Genomic DNA, 18,412 nt, shown 5'->3' with positions numbered 1-18,412 from the left:
CATGGCCTTCAGCACGGACGACACGTTGTGGCGCGAGTTTCTTCAGGTGTGGCCGTTGGAACGGCTACGCACCATGACCCCGGCCCAGTACACCACCGCGGGCGACAAAGACTGCTTCATCTATTGGCTGGAATTCCGGTTGATCGATTACGGCAGCATCGCCGGGGGCTCCGCCTTCAAGTTCGGGATCTTCTCCCGCAAGGACACCGTGACGCGCGAGGGCGACACCTCGCTGGCTTACGACGAGCACTACGGCTGGTACCGCCGATTCGGCAATTCGCCCGAAGAGGCATTTCAAGCGATCCGTGGCCATGTGGTAGCCGTGGCCGAGGCCGCTCGTGACGGCCGCATGGACGAGATCGACAGCAGCCCGCTCGGCGCGGCCTATCGCTGGAAAATTGCCTTTCACTATCAGCCACTGCAGAACCCTAGCATCCCCTGCGTGTACGTGCGCAAGCCTCTTCTGCACTTTCTCGGCCTGCCGGCGTCGGACAGCACGACACCTCAAGGTGAGCTCTACCGATCCCTCGCAAAGTTGCGCCAGGCGGATGAGAGCATCTTCGCGTTCAGCGAACGGCTCTGGAAGGACTGGGTGGCCAACACACCGTTTGTCGTCAAGCTGAGCGAGGGGGCCATCAAGAACGGCTATCTCCCAGTCAATCTCATCTCCGCACCCTTTCCGGAGACCATGTACGGCGGCAAGACACCGGATGACACCGCCGACACGGCTCACTTCCGCACCGACTCAGGCCTGGAGTTCGACACCGACATACGCGTTTCAAGCCCCGGCAGCGGTCGACTGCGTCATCGGCTAGGTAGCTACTTCAAGGACATTGGTGCAGCGGCCGGTGACGTCATCACCGTCACTCAGGACGGCAATGGGACCTACCTTTTGTCTTCCAAGGTTGCGACCCATGCAGTCGGTCCGGTGGCACCGGTTGCAACAACCTCCACGGCGACCTCGGCGAAAGAGAGTGCCGCCGAGCGCCCCCCTTTGAACCAGATCCTTTTCGGACCGCCGGGGACGGGGAAGACCTACCAGGCCATCGAGAAGGCGCTGGAGATCCTCGACCCTTCATTTCTCCTGCGGTTGGGCGACGACGAAAGCGACGAGCGCCGCAAGGAGCTCAAGCAGCGCTACGACGAACTGGCAAAGGAAGGCCTCGTGCAGTTCGTGACGTTCCACCAGAGCTTCAGCTACGAGAACTTCGTCGAAGGCTTGAGCGCCAGCTCCGATCCGGATACCAGGCAGATCCGCTATGACGTGGAAGACGGCGTCTTCAAGGAGCTCTGTGAATCCGCGCGCACCCGGCTGGTACGCAGGAGCGATGACGCTCCAATGGAGCTGTCGGGGCGGCGCATCTGGAAGTTGTCGCTGGGCGACTCCAACACAGAGGGACACATCTACGAGGAGTGCATGGAGAAAGGCCTTGCCCTGATGGGCTTTGGCAACAATGCAGACTTTTCTCGGTGCCAATCCCGCGAAGATATCCAAAAAGTCTTTGCCTCCTCCGGTGATCAGCTCTCGCTGGGCGACTACCCGATCACGGCCATCAACACCTTTGTCCGCCAGATGAAGAAGGGCGACCTCGTTGTCGTGAGCGAAGGCAACTTGAAGTTCCGCGCCATTGGCGAGATCACCGGCGACTATCAGTTGGTCGCCCGTGAAAGTGACAACTACTCCCAGGTGCGAACCGTACGTTGGCTTCGCGCCTATAAGCCCGCCTTGCCGTACGGCGCGCTGATGGAAAACCGCTTCAGTCAGATGACCGTGTACGAGCTGCGAGCGGGCTCGATTAGCTACGACAAGCTTCGCGCGCTTCTGAAATCTGAAGACACGGCGGCCGGTGCTGACAGGCCGCGCGTGTTGATCATCGACGAGATCAATCGGGGCAATGTCTCGCGAATCTTTGGCGAGCTGATCACGCTGATCGAGCCATCCAAGCGCTCAGGTGCTGCCGAGGCGCTGGAGGTCTTGCTGCCCTACTCGAAAGATCCATTCAGCGTGCCGGATAACGTGTACCTGATCGGCACGATGAATACGGCTGACCGTTCACTGGCCGGCCTCGATATAGCGCTTCGTCGACGCTTCGACTTTGTGGAAATGCCACCCAGGCCGGACAAGCTGACTGGCATCACAGTGGCCGGAATCGACATGTCGGCTGTACTCGAGACGATGAACCGCCGCATAGAGATCTTGCTCGATCGTGACCACCAGCTTGGGCATGCCTATTTCATGTCGCTCGAGAACAGCAATGACCTGTCGAGGCTGTCGAGCATCTTCCTGAAGCAGATCATCCCGCTGCTTCAGGAATACTTCTTTGAGGACTGGCAGCGCATTGCGTGGGTCCTGAACGACCATCGCAAAGACAAGGGATTCCGTTTCGTCGTGCCCGCCACTTATTCCATGGACTCGTTGTTCGGCAACACGGGCGACGTAGTACCTGAAGCCAAGGCATGGCGATTGGACGAAGACGCCTTCCATAAGCCCCAGAGTTATCTGGGCATTCTCGGTGACGGCAAGGTCTGAACAGGTGCGCCAGCCTGTCGTCGTCAGGGAATACGCCCGACTGACCACGTCAGCCGTTGCAGAGGGCTCGCTGGATGTCGCCCGTGTCTCGGAATCGGCATTCGACTGGCTGTGCCGTGAGAGTGCACGACTGCAGAAGTCCGGCGCTGCTTTGGTGCAGGTGGATGATCGCCGCTGGTTGCGGCTGGACAGCTATGTCGGCGTGATCGAGACGCCTTGCGGCACGCGCATCGAGATCTTGCCAAAGACGGCAGAACACGGCGACAACCGCGACGCGGCCCGGTGTCTGCTGCGAAAGATGCTGGCACGTTGCCTGGATTTGCCAGCCCGTGAAACGTCGCCCACCGACATCCAGACTTTTGACACGCCGCTGACCGAATGGGTGATGCGTCAGTTCCTGCAGGCGTTGGACAAGCTCGTAAAGCGCGGCCTGCGCTTCGACTACCACCGTGTGCAGGAGGAGCAGCGTTTTCTGCGCGGCCGGCTGGATGTGCCGCGTCAGCTGCGCCAGCCGCCGGGACGCGACCACCTGTTCCAAATCGAGCACGACGTGTTTGATGCCGACCGACCCGAGAATCGACTGCTGTGCTTGGCGCTGGACCGGGTTTGTCGGCTGACCCGCGACGCTGGCAACTGGCGGCTAGCCCACGAGTTGGCGACCTTCCTCGCGCCGGTGCCACGCAGCTGCAATGTCAACGAAGACTTCCGCCGCTGGCGCAGCGATCGCCTACTCACGCACTACCAACCAGCACGTCCGTGGTGCGCATTGATACTCGGCGAGCAGACCCCGCTGTCGGTCATGGGCGAGTGGCATGGCACCAGCCTGCTGTTCCCGATGGAGAAGATCTTCGAACGCTATGTCGAGGCCTACCTGCGCAAGACGCTGCCCCGGGACGCGACAATCAAGACGCAGGCATCCAGCCAGTACCTGTGCGGACACGACAGTCAGGAATGGTTTCAGCTCAAACCCGACTTTCTCATCAAGCAGGGTGAGCGGACTTGGGTACTGGATACCAAGTGGAAGCTGCTTGACCAGGCCTTGGGTGGCACCAAGGATAAATACGGCCTCAGCCAGTCCGACTTCTATCAGCTCTTCGCCTACGGCCACCGCTACCTACCCGCGGAAGGACAGATGCTGCTGATCTACCCCATGACCCACAGGTTCCAGCAGCCGTTGCCGGTGTTCACCTATTCGCAGCATCTACACCTTCGGGTCGTGCCGTTCGATTTGCAGAACGATCGGTTGGTTGGGGATCTATCGCAAGGGTCGGGCTTCTGGGTTGCACAGACTAATGAGGCCATTCAGTAGTACCCAATCGGTCACGATTCGGGCGTTGGGTCCGGTAGCGCCTCGCTAGCGCAGGCAGGTGGTGTCTGAAGTACCCCGCCGAAATGCAATTAGCAAATCGCGAACTCGTCAACTGTCGTATCTGCACCACTTGGGCTCTTCGAGTTGTGCTTGCATAGCGTTGCACGCTATTGCGACGCGGCAGCCATCGCACGCGAGGGTCTTATCGCACACCCGCTGCTATCGCGGCGGGTGCGCGACGGGAAACCGGACCGGTCCCCTCAATCGCCGATGCTGCCCATGGTCAGGTTGACGTTGGTGCCAGTCATGCCGCTGGCGCGGTCGGAGGCCATGAAGGCCGCGACATGGGCGACTTCGGCCAGTGCCATGGCGCGGCGCGGGTGGGTGGTGCCGGCGAGGTAGGCCTGGAACTGTTCGTAGCTCATCGCCGCGGCCTTGAGCGCGTGCACGTTTTTCATCGTGGCGGTTTCCGGGATGCCGTGCGGGCGCAGGCTGAGCACGCGGATGCCGTGGGGGGCGAGCTCGGCGGACAGGTCGCGGGTGAGCGCCTCCTTGGCGGCCATCGCCGCGCCGTAGCCGCCGTTCATGGTGGTGCCGGTGCGCGCGGGGAGCGCGGTGACGGTCATGATCACGCCTGCCTTGTTCGCGAGCATGCGCCTGGCGGCCAGCCGTGCGGTGAGGAAGTACGACCTGGCGTAGGCCGCGATCGGCCCGGCGAACCGTTCGGCATCCAGTTCGAGCAGGGACACGCCGAGCGCCTGTGCATCGGAGAAACCCACCGCGTTGAACGAGATGTCCACACGGCCCGCCTGGCCGGTGACGGACTGCAGGTGGCCGTCCACGGCCTGCTCGTCGAGCGCGTCGACCTCCGCCGCCACGGCGGAGCCGCCGGCGGCCACGATGTCCTGCGCGACCGCCTCGAGCGGTGCCCGTCGGCGACCGGTGAGAAACAGCGTGGCGCCTTCGTCCGCCATCGCCCGTGCGACGGCGCCGCCGATCGCACCGCCGGCACCGTAGATCACGGCAACTTTGTCTTTCAGCATCATCTGTGTTTCCTTCTCGTGGTGGGTCGGATGTGCGGATCAGCGATCCGTCGCCGGGGCAGACACCGCCACGGGCAGAAACTGGGCGCTGGCAGGCCGCCCGGTTTCCCGCCTGGCCGGTGTCTATCCGCGACCGGCACGACGAGGTGCGCAACGAAGGTGACGCGATGGGGAGCGTGATGACAGCCGACTTGATGTCCAGGGCGCGCGCCGGCGACGGCGAGGCCTTTCGCGAGCTGACCGGGCCGCACGCGCGGGACTTGCAGGTGCACTGCTACCGCATGCTCGGCTCGCTGCAGGATGCCGAGGACGCCTTGCAGGACACGCTGCTGGCGGCGTGGCAGGGCCTGGGCCAGTTCGAGGGGCGCGCCTCGCTGCGCACCTGGCTGTACCGCATCGCCACCCACCGCTGCCTCAACGCGCGCCGCGCGGCCGGCCGGCGCCCGGCCAGCCCGTGGAACGTCCCCGGGATCGAACCGCCCGCGCCGACGCGGCTGGGCGAGGTGCCGTGGCTCGAGCCGTTCCCCGACGCCCTGCTCGCGCAGGCGGCCGCCGCGCCGCCCGGCTCGGAGGCACGCTACGAGCAAGCCCAGTCCATCGGCCTGGCCTTCGTGACCGCCCTGCAGCTGCTGCCGCCGCGCCAGCTGGCCGTGCTGATCCTGCGCGACGTGCTCGGCTTCCACGCCAAAGAGGTGGCCGACATGCTGGATTCGACCGTCGAGTCGGCCAACAGCGCGCTGAAGCGGGCGCGGGCCAGCCTGAAGGGCCGCTCGGCGGCGGCGGATCGGCCGCCGCCGCCCGCGCGCCACTCGGGCGCCGAGGAGGCGATCGTGGCCCGGTTCGTCGACGCCTACCAGGCCGCCGATCTCGACGCGCTGGTCACCCTGCTGACCGACGACGTCTTCATGTCGATGCCGCCGATACCGCTCGAATACGAGGGTCGCGAGGCAGTGGCCCGTTTCCTCGCCATCCTGTTCGGCGCAGGCCGGCGGTTCGAGCTGGTGCCCACACGCGCCAACGGCCACCCGGCCTTCGGCGCCTACCTGACCGGCGTCGACGGCAGCCGCCGTCCGAGCGGACTGATCACCATCACCCTCGCCGGCGATCGCGTCTGCGCCTTGAGCCGCTTCGAGAGCAACGTGTTCCCGTGGTTCGGCCTGCCGGATCGGTAGCCGCCGCGCGGCTGCCGGTTCGATAGAAAAACTATCTTTTGAACATGGTGCATCGGCTCGATTGCCCGGCTGGCTTGCCGCACACTGCCGCCCATGACGAGGATCGCGACAAGCGGGCGGGGCCATGCGTAGCAAGCTGTTCGTGCCGGGTGGACGGCCGGAGCTGTTCGCCAAGGCGCTGGCCGGCGAGGCCGATGCGCTGTCGTTCGACCTGGAAGACGCCGTGGCCGAGGACCGCAAGGCCACGGCGCGCGATGCGGTGGCGCAGTTCATCGCCGGTGACGCCGTCGCGCGGGCAGCCAAGCTGATCATCGTGCGCACCAACGCGCCGGACTCGCCGCACTTCGCGACGGACCTCGCCGCGGTGGCCCGTCCCGGCGTGACCCTGCTCAACCTGCCCAAGATCGAATCGCCGCAGGCCGTGGCGGCGGCCGTGGCCGCGATCGAGCAGGCCGAGCGCGCGAACGGCGTGACGCAACCGATCGGCCTGCTGCTGAACATCGAGACGCCGCGTGCGTTGGCCGCCGCGGCACGCATCGCCGCGGCGCATCCGCGCGTCGCCGGCCTGCAGCTGGGCCTGGGCGACCTGTTCGAGCCGCACGGCATCGACCGCGCCGATCCGCGCAACGTGCATGCGGCGATGTTCGCCCTGCGCGTGGCCGCGGCGCAGGCCGGGGTGTTCGCGATGGATGGCGCCTACGCCTTGCTCGACGACGACGCCGGCTATCGCGAGGAGGCGCACATGGCGCGCCGGCTGGGTTTCGTCGGCAAGACCTGCATCCATCCGCGGCAGGTCGCGCTGGCCAACGCCGCGTTCGCCGCCTCGGAGGCGGAGCTGGCGCTGGCGCGCCGGATCGTCGAAACCGCGGCCCGGGCGCCGTCTCGCGGCGCCTTCGTGGTGGACGGCCGGATGATCGACCTGCCGTTCCTGAAACGCGCGCAGGCCCTGCTCGCCACCGCGCACCGGGCGGACTGATGCACGGGCGACTTCGCCGGGTCGTGCCGTGGCTGTACGCGCTGCTGCTCCTTACGATCGCCCCGTTGCACGCGCAGAGCCTGGCCCCGGTGCAGGACGGGCAGCTGCCCGCGCTGGAAACCGCGAAAGCGCTGCGGGCCATCGCCCTGGTTGACGGGCGACCGCTCGCCATGGCCGCCGACGACACCTGGCGGCTCGACGCGACGCGCAAGGCCTGGCGCCGCGTGTCGTCGCCGGCCGGCGTGGCGGTTGCCCCGGACGGCATCGTCGACGGCGGAACCCAGGCCTGGGCGCTGACCACCGCAACCGATGCCCGCGTGGTGACCGGCGTGGCCCGGCTGCGCCTGCACGGCGACACGCTGCAGTGGCAGCGCCTGCCCGCCCTGCCCGAGCCGCTGCACGACGCGCGCGGGGCGTGGGCGAACGATACGTTGTCCGTCGCCGGCCTCGGCGCCGACGGCAGCGCGCAGCTGCTGCAGCTGCGGACCAACACGGAGCAACCGCAGTGGAGCCGGGTCGGCGGCTGGCCGGGTGGCGGCATGCCGACCTCCCTCGTTGCCCAGTCCGCGGCCGTGTTCGTCACCGTGGCCGATGCGGCCGGTACCGCGGAGCGCCTGTTGCGCTGGAACGCCGACACCGGCTGGAGCGAGCGCGGCCGGGTGCCTGGCCGCGTACTGCCCGGCTCCGGGCACGCGCTGGGGCAGGCCAATGCGCTCTATCTGGTGCGCGATGCCGGCACGACCAGGCTGATGACTTTCCAGGTCATCACCGGCGCCTGGGCCGCGCTGCCGGGTGCCGCGCCCGCCGAGGTCGTGGCGACCGGCGCATGGACCGACGGCATGTTCTGGGCGCAGCGCGATGCGGGTGGCCAGCACATCGACTTCGGCTACGCACGCGTGCAGTCCACCAAGCTGCTGCTGCGCTGGCTGGACTGGGTGGTGATCCTGGTCTACCTGGCGGCCATGGTCGGCATCGGCCTGTTCTTCTACCGGCGCGAGAAACGCACCTCCACCGCCAGCTTCTTCGTCGGCGGGCGCAGCATCCCGTTCTGGGCCGCGGGCATCAGCCTGTACGCCACCAACACCAGTTCCATCAGCTTCATCGCGATCCCGGCCAAGGCGTTCGAGACCAACTGGCAGTACCTCACCAACAACCTGATCGCGGTCCTCGGCCTGATGTTCGTGGCGGTGTGGGTGGTACCGCTGCTGCGCCGGCTAGACCTGATGAGCGTGTTCTCGTACCTGGAAACGCGCTTCCACCCGGCCATCCGCATGCTGGCCAGCGCGTTGTGCATCGTGATGCAGATCGGCAGCCGGATGAGCGTGATCCTGTTCCTGCCGGCGCTGGCGATCGCCACCATCACCGGCATCGACGTGGTGTGGAGCGTGCTGATCATGGGCGTGTTCACCATCCTGTACACCACGCTGGGCGGCATGAAGGCGGTGATCTGGACCGACTTCGTGCAGGTGTTCGTGATGTTCGGCGGCGCGCTGTTCGCGATCGGCTTCATCATCGTGCACATCCACGGCGGCGTGCCGGGCTTCTTCCATGCGGCGATGGCCGAGCACAAGATGCGCCTGCTGGATTTCCGTTTCGACCTGACCAAGGCCACGGTGTGGGGGTTCGTGTTCCTGGTGCTGTTCGACGTGGTGCTGACCTTCCCCAAGGACCAGGTGCTGATGCAGCGCATCCTGTCCACGCGCTCGGACAAGGAGGCGGGGCGTTCGGTATGGATGTTCGCGGCGGTGATGATCCCGGGCGGCTTCGTGTTCTATCTGATCGGCACGGCGCTGTTCGTCTACTACAAGTCGCACCCCGAGCGGATGAACCCGACCCTGCCGATCGACGCCACCTTCCCGCTGTTCATCGCCGCCGAACTGCCGATGGGTGTCACCGGCCTGATCATCGCCGGCATCTTCGCCGCCGCCATGTCCACCCTGTCGAGCATCATCAACAGCGTGTCCACGCTGGCCTCGGTGGACTTCTACGAGAAACTGGTGAAGCACCCGACGCCGAAGAAGAGCGTGCTGTTCGCGGAAGTCGCCGGCGTCATGGTCGGGCTGATCGCGATCGGGCTGGCCGTGCTGCTGTCGCGCTACGACATCCATTCGCTGTTCGACGTCTCGATCGAACTGGCCGGGCTGCTCGGCGGCGGTTTCGCCGGCGCCTACACGCTGGGCATGTTCACCCGCCGCGCGAATGCGCCGGGCGTGGCCATCGGCATCGGTGCAAGCATCTGCCTGACCCTGGTGGCGTGGTGGTTCAAGCTGGTGCACCCGTATTTCTACCTGGCCATCTCGATCGCGCTGTGCATCGTGATCGGCTACTTGGCCAGCCTGTGCTTCCCTGCGCCCGCGCGCTCGCTGAAGGGGCTGACCATCTACGCCGACCGCGCCGACTGAGTGTGCCTTCGAGCACTCCCCGCGAAGCCGCCGGACACGGCATGATGGCAGCGACCGGCAGGCTCCGCTGACCTGCCGCCCAGACCCGCGAGGCGCCGTGGAAACCCAGTTCCTGCACACCTTCATCACCATCGTCGACCAGGGTTCGATGGCCGCCGCGGCACGCGTGCTGAACATCACGCCGGCGGCGGTGGCGCAGCAGATCCGCACGCTGGAGCGGGAGATCGGCGCCACCCTGATCGCCCGCGTCGGCCGCACGGTCAGCGTCACCGAGGAAGGCTCGCGCATCCTGCAGCGCTCGCGCGACCTGTTGCGCCACGTGGCCGACCTGCGCAGCGTGGCCAACGAGAACGCGGTCTCCGGCGAGCTGCGCCTGGGCGCCTGCCCCACGGCGCTGGCGGGCCTCCTGCCCGACGTGCTGGCGCGCATGGTCGAGACGTTTCCGCAGATCAACGTGTTCATCAAGCCCGGCTACTCGGCCGAGCTCTACCGCGCGGTGGAAGCCGGCGACCTCGACGCGGCGATGGTGCTGCAGGCACCGTTCGCCCTGCCCAAGACCTGCGAATGGCTGCTGCTGCGCGAGGAGCCGTTGATTGTGTTGGCGCCGAGGAGCATGGCCGAACGCGACCCGCACGAGTTGCTGGCGACCCAGCCGCTGATCCGCTACGACCGCAACCAGTGGGGCGGCCGCCAGGCCGACGAGTACCTGCGTACCCACGGCATCGTGCCGCGCGAGCGCTTCGAGCTGAATGCGCTCAACGCGATCGCGGTGATGGTCGACCGCGGCCTCGGCGTGTCGCTGGTGCCGGACTGGGCGCACCCCTGGCCCGAGGGCGTGCAGCTGGCGCGCATCCCGTTGCCGGCGCCCACGGTGCCGCGGCGGATCGGCATCGTGTGGTCCCGTTCCAGCGTGCGCGTGCGCCTGGTCACCGTGCTGTTGCAGGAAAGCCGCCAGGCCATGCAACAGCGGCAGGCCGCCGGCCGGGGCTGAGCGGGCCAGGGCCCGCGTTGCTCAAGCAACAAAAGCTAGCCTCTGAAGATAGCCAGCGACGGTTCCTCGTCCGTCGGCAAACGCCTAGCCTCGCGCATGAGGATCTGCACGGCGGAGGGGATACGGCTACCGACCGGGACGCGCACCGCGATGGTGCGCGGGCAGAGACGGCGCGTTCACCGCGAACTTCGTTCGCGGCCACCTGAACCATCACGAGACAGGCCATGATCAAACCACTTTGCGTAGCAATAAGCGGCATCCTGCTGGTCTACTCCCTCGCCGCCGATGCGTCTGCCCAGGTTGCCGCGAGCACGGGTGACGGGGCTCCGTCTGGCCAGGACCAGGCAGCCACGTCCACCGACGACAAAGCGACGTCGGCGAAGAAGCGGGCCACCGAGCTGGGCGAGGTCATCGTCACCGGCACGCGCAGCCCGAAGGCGGTGGACGAGATCCCCGGCGCGATCACCGTGGTGACCAAGGAGGAGATCCAGCAGACCCTGACCGTGACCGAGGACGCCACCGCCGTGCTGTCGCGCACCGTGCCGGGCTACGCGGAATCCTCGCAGATGATGAGCAGCAGCGGCGAGACGCTGCGCGGGCGCATCCCGCTGCGCCTGTTCGACGGCATCCCGCAGGGCTCGCCGCTGCGCGACGGCTCGCGCAACGCCACCTTCACCGACATGGGCATCATCGGCCGCGTCGAGGTCATCAACGGCCCGTCCGCCTCCGAAGGCATCGGCGCGGCCGGCGGCATCATCAACTACATTTCCAAGGTGCCGGACAAGGAAGGCAGCGAGACCACGCTCAGCACCCGCCTGCAGACCCAGGGCCCGCGCGACAGCGGCGGCTGGAAGGTGGGCGGCACCTACGCGCTGAAGCAGGGTTCGTACGACCTGCTGGTCGCCGCCTCCTACCTCGACCGCGGCATCACCTACGACGGCAACGGGCGCCGCATCGGCCTGAGCGGCAGCGGCTCGGTGGCCGATTCGACCTCGAAGAACCTGTTCCTCAAGGGCGGCGTCAACTTCGGCCAGGGCGACACGCAGCGGCTGCAGGCGACCTACAGCCACTTCAAGATCGAGGGCAAGGGCGACTACGTGCAGGTGCTCGGCTGCCGCGGCCCGGACGACGATCCGCCGTGCGCCGTGCCGTTCACCAACACCTCGGAGAAGGGCCACCTGCACGGCTCGCTGGACGCGTTCAACGACTTCGAGCAGTACAGCGTCGAGTACAGCAACAGCGACTTCCTCGGCGGCTCGCTGGTGGCCACTGCCTACCATGCCGACCAGGCGATGCGCTTCCTGCCGGAGGACGGCGACGACAAGCAGCTCATCGCGCCACCCATCCCCGACGACCAGCGGATCTGGGACCAGTCGGAGATCACCTCGAAGAAGAGCGGCCTGCGCACCTCGTGGACGCGCGGTGAGCTGTTCACCGTACCCGGCCTGCAGCTGCAGGTGGGCGTGGACGTGGTCAAGGACGAAGCGCAGCAACGACTGGCGCTGACCAAGCGCATCTGGGTGCCGCCGATGCACTACAAGAGCACGGCGCCCTACGGCCAGCTCTCCTGGGACGTCGGCCCGGTCACGCTGAGCGCCGGTTTCCGCCGCGAGGACGACAAGCTGCACGTCAACGACTACACCACCACGCCGTACCGCAACAGCGTGTTCGTCAAGGGTGGCGGCGTGAAGTACACCGAGAACCTGAAGAACTTCGGCGCGATCTGGCGCATCGGCAGCCAGTGGTCGGTGTTCGGCTCGTACAGCGAAGGGTTCACCCTGCCCAACATCGGCATCCCGCTGCGCAACATCAGCGTGCCCAACCAGTCCGTCGACCGCATCAGCGGCCTGGCCGCGATCATCTACAAGAACACCGAGTTCGGCTTCAACTGGCACGGCGAGCACGCCGCGTTCGGCGCCACCCACTACATCTCCAAGTCGCCGTTCGGCTCCTCGCTGGCGGTCGACCCGAACTCCAACGACTACATCCTGTCGCGCGCACCGGTACGCATCGAAGGCACCGAACTCACCGGCGAATGGCGCTTCGACGAGCAGTGGAAGGTGAGCGGCGTCTACTCGCACATCACCGGCGAGACCGCGTTCTGGGCCGCCAGCCCGGGCGGCCTGTACCCGGCCGGCGGCATGAACAAGCCGCTGGGCATCTTCGACATCAGCCCGGACAAGCTGGCCGGCTCGGTGACCTGGAAGTTCCTGCCCAACGCCGACGCCAACCTCGGCTTCACCTCGCTGTTCGGCCGCCACGTGTCCGGCAGCGACACGCGCGCCTACGACGGCAACACCTACAGCTACGAGGAACGCACCAGCGGCTACACCTTGTTCAACCTGGGCGTGAACTACGCCTTCCCGCGCTACGGCCAGCTCTCGCTCGGCGTGGAGAACCTGCTGGACAAGTTCTACATCCTCAGCACCTCGCAGGTGGTCGGCTACCAGAACTACTGGTCCGGTCGCGGCCGCGTCACCTCGCTGACGTATACGATCACGTTCTGATCCCCGGTAACGTGACGCCATACGGGCCGCGGCATCCTCGTCCGTCCCCCGGGATGCCGCGGCCGGCGAGACCTCGATGAACCGAGCCGACGCCAATACCCGATCCGGCAGCCGCTTGTACGTCGCACTGCTGGTCGCCTGCCTGCTGCTCGCGGCCGCGTCGCCAGCGCGGACAGCGCCGCCGTTGCCGACCGCCCCTGCCGACACGCAAGGCGTCCCGGCGGCAAGGTTGCAGCGCCTGCACGACTTCATGCGCGAGTCGACCGGCGTTGACGGCTACCTCGGCGGCGTCACCCTGGTGGCGCGCAACGGCCGCATCGTGGACTGGCAGGCCTACGGCCATCGCGACCTGGCGCGGCGCGAGCCGATGCGCAGGGACTCGATCTTCCGCATCTACTCGATGACCAAGACGGTGACCTCGGTCGCGGTGATGATGCTGGTGGAGGAAGGCAAGCTCACCCTGGACGATCCGCTGTCGCGCCATCTGCCCGGCTTCGACGCGCCGCAGGTGCTGGTCGGCGGCAGCGTCGACGTGCCGACGCTGCGCCCGGCCAGCCGGCCGGTCACCCTGCACGACCTGCTCACCCACACCGCCGGCTACCCGGCCGGCCTGAAGGGCGACGAGCCGGCCGTGCAACTGCTGGAACGCGCCGACCCGCACGGCGCCGCCGACCTGCGCGGCTTCGCCGAACGCATGCGCCGCGTGCCGCTGGCCGCCGATCCCGGCACCCGTTTCGGCTACGACGGCGCCTCGCTGGAGCTGCTGGCGCGGGTGGTCGAGGTGGCCTCCGGGCAATCGTTCGAACGCTTCCTGCGCCAGCGCATCTTCGAGCCGCTGGCGATGCACGACACCGGCTTCAGCGTGCCGGCGACGCGGCGCTCGCGCGTGGTCGACCTCACCCGGATGGGCGCGGCCGGCAAGCTGGAGATCGCCGACACCACCAGTGCACGGCATCCCGGCGAGCCGCTCAACGCCTACGACAGCGGCGCCGGCGGCCTGTATTCCACCGCCGGCGACTACGCCCGCTTCGCGCAGATGCTGCTCGACGGCGGCACGCTGGACGGCCACACCCTGCTCGGCCGCAAGACGGTGGAGCTGATGCTGCGCAACCACCTCACCATGCTCGACCCGCCGGTGACCCAGTTCAGCGACGCCGAGGGCTTCGGCCTCGGCGGTTACGTGGTGCTCGATCCGGCCCGCCGCGGCCAGCTCGGCTCGCCCGGCCAGTTCGGCTGGAGCGGCGCGGCCTCGACCTACTACACGATCGATCCGCACGAGCACCTGCTGGCGATCCTGATGCTGCAGCACCTGCCGCGCGAGGATGGCGGCAGGGACCTGCCACGGATCAGCCGCAACTTCTACGATCTGGTCTACCAGGCGCTGCCATGACTTCACCACGCACGGCTTTACCGAGTACCCGATGAGCACCGACCCCGATTCGCCCGACCACACCGCCGCCCCGCGCGTGACGCACGAATTCAAGTTCTCCCACGTCACCACCGGCCGCTACCTGCCCACCCCGGGCAAGGCGCCGGGCTGGCCGTTCGCCGAGATCGGCCACTGGAAGACGGACGTGGACGGCTGCGTCGACGACTGGGTCCGCGAGCTGACCGACTGGCGCCGCGAGCACCTCGTGCGGATAGGCTACGACGACGCCAACTACCGCCGCCCCGAGCTGCAGTGGGCGCAGCGCAATTTCGTGCACGCGCAGATGATGGTGGAGGATCGTTATTTCTACGATCCGGTGGCCGGCAAGTACACCGTCGACCGTTACCTGGACGATCTCGAGGCACGCTTCGGCGGCATCGACAGCGTGCTGATCTGGTTCGTCTACCCCAATATCGGCATCGACGACCGCAACAAGACCGACCTGGCGCATGACCTGCCCGGCGGCCTCGAAGGGCTCAAGGGCGCGGTGGACGATTTCCACCGCCGCGGCGTACACGTGTTCCTGCCCACCATGCCGTGGGACCACGGTACCCGCGAGCCGGAGCAGAGCGACTGGCAGGCGATCGCCGCACTGGTCAAGGCGGTCGGCGCCGACGGCATCAACGGCGACACCTACAACGGCGTGCCGCGCGCGTTCTTCGACGCCTGCGACGCGCTCGGCTGCCCGGTGGTGCTGCAGCCCGAATCCACCATCAGTTCCGAGGAGCAGCTGATCTGGAACGTGCAGAGCTGGGGCAAGAAGGCGCCGAACGAAGTGATCCCGCCGGTGGCCAAGTGGAAGTGGCTGGAGCCGCGCCACATGATCAACTACGAGAACCGGTGGGGCCGCGAGCGCAACCACGACCTGCAGTACATCTTCTTCAACGGCATCGGCTACAACGCCTGGGAAAACATCTGGGGCATCTGGAACCAGTTCACCCCGCGCGACGCGGAGACGCTGCGCCGCATCGCCGCGATCGAGCGCCAGTTTGCAGCGGCGATGGTCAGCCGCCACTGGCGCCCGTACGAGCGCACGCTGCAGGCCGGCGTGTTCGCCAGCCGCTTCCCCACCGATGCCTTCACGCTGTGGACGCTGGTCAACCGCAACGAGTATGCGGTGGACGGCGAGCAGATCGCGCTGCCGCATCAGGGCGGCACGCGCTGGTACGACATTTGGCACGGCGTGCCGCTGCAACCTCGCCTGGACGGCGATCGCGCGGTGTTCGATTTCGCACTGGAAGGCCACGGCTTCGGCGCCCTGCTGGCGCTCCCGCCGGGCGCCACGCTCGACAGCCTCGACGCCTTCCTCGCGCGCATGCGCGAGCGCGCCGCGGTGCCGCTCGGCTCGCTGTCAGCCCAATGGCGTTCGCTGCCGCAGCAGCTGGTGCCGATCGAGCCCACCCGCCGCGTCGCCGAAGCCCCGCCCGGCATGCTGGCGATTCCCGCCGGCAGCTTCGACTTCGTGGTCGGCGGCGTCGAGATCGAAGGCCAGACCTGGGAAGGCAACGACGTGCAGTACCCGTGGGAGGACAGCGCGCGCCGCCACCACCGCCATCGCCTGCAGATGCACGCGTTCTTCATCGACCGCACGCCGGTGACCAATGCGCAGTTCCGCGAATTCCTCGACGCCAGCGGTTGGCGCCCGCGCGACCCGCACAACTTCCTGCGCCATTGGGTCGACGGCGCACCACCACCGGGCTGGGACAACAAGCCGGTGACCTGGGTCGCGATCGAGGACGCCCGCGCCTACGCCGCCTGGGCCGGCAAGCGCCTGCCGCACGAATGGGAATGGCAGGTCGCCGCGCAGGGCCACGACGGCCGCCGCTATCCGTGGGGCAACGACTGGGATGCGTCGATGGTGCCCGCCGTCAACCGCGGCCGCACGCTGACGGCGCCGGCCGACGCCGACGCGCATCCGGCCGCGGCCAGCCCGTTCGGCGTGCTCGACCTGGTCGGCAACGTCTGGCAATGGACCGACGAATACACTGATGAACACACCCGCGCCGCGATCCTGCGCGGCGGCAGCAGCTACCAGCCGCAGACCTCCCACTGGTACTTCCCGCAAGCCTACCGACTCGACCAGCACGGCAAGTACCTGCTGATGGCGCCGTGCAAGGACCGCTCCGGCAGCGTCGGCTTTCGCTGCGTGGTGGATTCGGCATGACGACCACCGTGCAACTCGGCGGCCTGCTCGGCGAGGCGCTCGCTGCCAACCTGCGCGGCCGGCTCGCACATTTCATCGTCGACGAACACAGCCCGGCGATCGCGCTGTTCGCGCCTGAGCGGCGCAAGGACAACCGCGAGGGCGACTGGTACGGCGAGCACGCCGGCAAGTGGCTGGTGGCAGCGGCGAAGGCGGCGGCGCGCAGCGCAGACGACGCCCTGCGCACCGGCGTGCTGCGCGTGGCCGACTACCTGGTGTCGGTGCAGGAACCCGACGGCTATCTCGGCACCTACGCAGCGGACCACCGCTTCATGCGTCCGCAGCCACCCAAACCCGTGAGCTGGGACGGCGCGCCCAGCGTGCGCACCTGGGACATCTGGACGCATGCCTACCTGATCCTCGGCCTGCTCGAAGTACACCGGCATTTTCCAGCAGCCCGCTACCTTGATGCCGCGCGCCGGATCGGCGACCTGTGCCTGCACACGCTGACCGCCGGCGGCATCGACATCACCGAGCTGGGCAATCATCACGGGCTGTCGGCGACGGTGCTGATGGACCCGGCCGCCGAGCTGCATGCCGTCACCGGCGAACCGCGCTACCTGCAGCTGGCCGAACTCGTGCTGCGGCAAGCGGATGAGCATCCCGAGCTGGCGCTGCTCACGCGCGCGCTGCAGGGCGCAGACGTTTCCACCATCGCCACCGGCAAGGCCTACCAGCTGGCGTGGAACCTGGTCGGCCTGGCCAAGCTGCACCGCGCCACCGGCAAGGCGGATTACCGCCGCGCCGTGGAGCAGGCCTGGCGCAGCATCCGAGAGCACCACCTCACCCTGGGCGGCGGGCCGTGGGGCGGCGTGGCGCACCGCTCGCGCGAGGTGTTCAACCCGGCCGGCGTGTTCAGCCCCTACGGCTATGTCGAGACCTGCTCGTCGCTGGCGTGGATCCAGTTGAACCGCGAACTGCTGGCGATCACCGGCGAGGCGCGCTACGCCGAGGAGATCGAACGCACCGCGTACAACGACCTGCTCGGCGCGCAGGCGCCGAACGGCGAGGACTGGTGCTACTACGTGTTCCCGAACGGCAAGCGCGTGCACACCACCTACTGGCGCTGCTGCAAGTCCAGCGGCGCGATGGCGCTGGAGGAACTGCCCGCGCTCGCCTATGCGCGTGACGACGACGGCACGATCACCGTCAATCTCTACGGCGCCGGTTCGGCGAGTTTCGCATCGGATGGTGGCGACGAGCTGCGCATCGAACAAGACACCGCTTGTCCGTATCCCGACGATGTCCGCCTGCGCATCGCCCTCGGCCGCCCGATGCGCTTCGCGCTGAAGCTGCGCATCCCGTCGTGGGCCACCGGCGCCACGCTGGCGGTCAACGGCGAGGATGCCGGCATCGCACTCGTTCCGGAAAGCTACGCCACGCTTGAACGTGAATGGCACGACGGCGACGACCTGGTGGCGCGCTTCCCGATGCAGCCGCGGCTGCACCGCGCGGCCAACCGCAACGTGCAGGAGTCGCGCGCGCCGGACGGCAGCGCGGTGCGCCAGGAAGTGCTGCGCTTCGAGTACGCCGCCGTCACCTGCGGCCCGCTGGTGTATGCCACGGGGCTGATCGACGGCTTCAAGGTCGAGGAGACCCTGCGCCTGCCCGATGCACCGATTGAGCAGTGGCTCGCGCTGCAGCCCCCGGCGACGGGCGGTCTGCCGCGCATCGTGCTGGATCCCGGCTACCGCGCGCCGCTGGAATTCACGCCGTACTTCGCCACCGGCGGCCGCGTCGACGGCAGCTGGCGGCTGAGCTGGCTGCCGCTGGCGCCGGATTCCCCGGGATGACGCCGCCGGCGCGCATCACACAAGAATTTGTGGCGCCAGAACATAGCCGTCTTGCCT

General features: G+C 67.6%; 11 protein-coding genes. 10 read left to right on the top strand and 1 reads right to left on the bottom strand.

Annotated features, from left to right (window positions below; all coding sequences use genetic code 11):
• The first annotated feature begins 1 nt into the window (after window position 1).
• A complete protein-coding gene (locus B1991_RS06600; protein ID WP_136257931.1) occupies window positions 2–2,530 on the top strand; it encodes an AAA family ATPase in 2,529 nt (842 codons plus the stop codon).
• Between the two features lie 4 nt (window positions 2,531–2,534).
• A complete protein-coding gene (locus tag B1991_RS06595; RefSeq protein ID WP_246031080.1) occupies window positions 2,535–3,839 on the top strand; it encodes an McrC family protein in 1,305 nt (434 codons plus the stop codon).
• Between the two features lie 260 nt (window positions 3,840–4,099).
• On the opposite strand, the gene B1991_RS06590 is transcribed toward B1991_RS06595, so the two are convergent.
• Window positions 4,100–4,885, bottom strand: coding sequence for an SDR family NAD(P)-dependent oxidoreductase (locus tag B1991_RS06590; RefSeq protein ID WP_136257929.1), 786 nt, complete (start codon window positions 4,883–4,885; stop codon window positions 4,100–4,102).
• Between the two features lie 176 nt (window positions 4,886–5,061).
• Between B1991_RS06590 and B1991_RS06585 the strand changes: the two genes are divergently transcribed.
• The 8 genes from B1991_RS06585 to B1991_RS06550 all read left to right on the top strand — a co-directional run bounded on the left by B1991_RS06585 (window position 5,062) and on the right by B1991_RS06550 (window position 18,355).
• Complete coding sequence (locus B1991_RS06585; protein ID WP_136257928.1) at window positions 5,062–6,054, top strand: RNA polymerase subunit sigma-70; 993 nt, start codon at window positions 5,062–5,064, stop codon at window positions 6,052–6,054.
• Between the two features lie 124 nt (window positions 6,055–6,178).
• Entirely contained in the window at window positions 6,179–7,030 is an 852-nt protein-coding gene (locus B1991_RS06580; protein WP_136257927.1) for an HpcH/HpaI aldolase/citrate lyase family protein, read from the top strand.
• Entirely contained in the window at window positions 7,030–9,432 is a 2,403-nt protein-coding gene (locus B1991_RS06575; protein WP_136257926.1) for a sodium:solute symporter family protein, read from the top strand. The genes B1991_RS06580 and B1991_RS06575 overlap by 1 nt, the downstream gene beginning before the upstream one ends.
• Window positions 9,433–9,529: 97 nt before the next feature.
• Entirely contained in the window at window positions 9,530–10,423 is an 894-nt protein-coding gene (locus B1991_RS06570) for a LysR family transcriptional regulator (protein ID WP_136257925.1), read from the top strand.
• Between the two features lie 224 nt (window positions 10,424–10,647).
• Window positions 10,648–12,930 (top strand): TonB-dependent receptor, encoded by a 2,283-nt coding sequence (locus B1991_RS06565; protein ID WP_136257924.1) that lies wholly within the window; start codon window positions 10,648–10,650, stop codon window positions 12,928–12,930.
• Between the two features lie 76 nt (window positions 12,931–13,006).
• A complete protein-coding gene (locus tag B1991_RS06560) occupies window positions 13,007–14,320 on the top strand; it encodes a serine hydrolase domain-containing protein (RefSeq protein ID WP_136257923.1) in 1,314 nt (437 codons plus the stop codon).
• A 31-nt stretch (window positions 14,321–14,351) separates the two neighbouring features.
• Window positions 14,352–16,523, top strand: a complete 2,172-nt coding sequence (locus B1991_RS06555) for a formylglycine-generating enzyme family protein (RefSeq protein ID WP_136257922.1) — start codon at window positions 14,352–14,354, stop codon at window positions 16,521–16,523.
• Window positions 16,520–18,355: a glycoside hydrolase family 127 protein gene (locus tag B1991_RS06550; RefSeq protein WP_246031079.1), complete on the top strand. Its 1,836-nt coding sequence runs from the start codon at window positions 16,520–16,522 to the stop codon at window positions 18,353–18,355. Before B1991_RS06555 ends, B1991_RS06550 begins: the two co-directional genes overlap by 4 nt.
• Window positions 18,356–18,412 lie beyond the last annotated feature (57 nt).

Source organism: Rhodanobacter lindaniclasticus, assembly GCF_004799035.1.
Lineage (GTDB): Bacteria > Pseudomonadota > Gammaproteobacteria > Xanthomonadales > Rhodanobacteraceae > Rhodanobacter > Rhodanobacter lindaniclasticus.
Note: the sequence above shows the minus strand (reverse complement) of the source record. Positions and strands in the feature narration are given on the sequence as shown.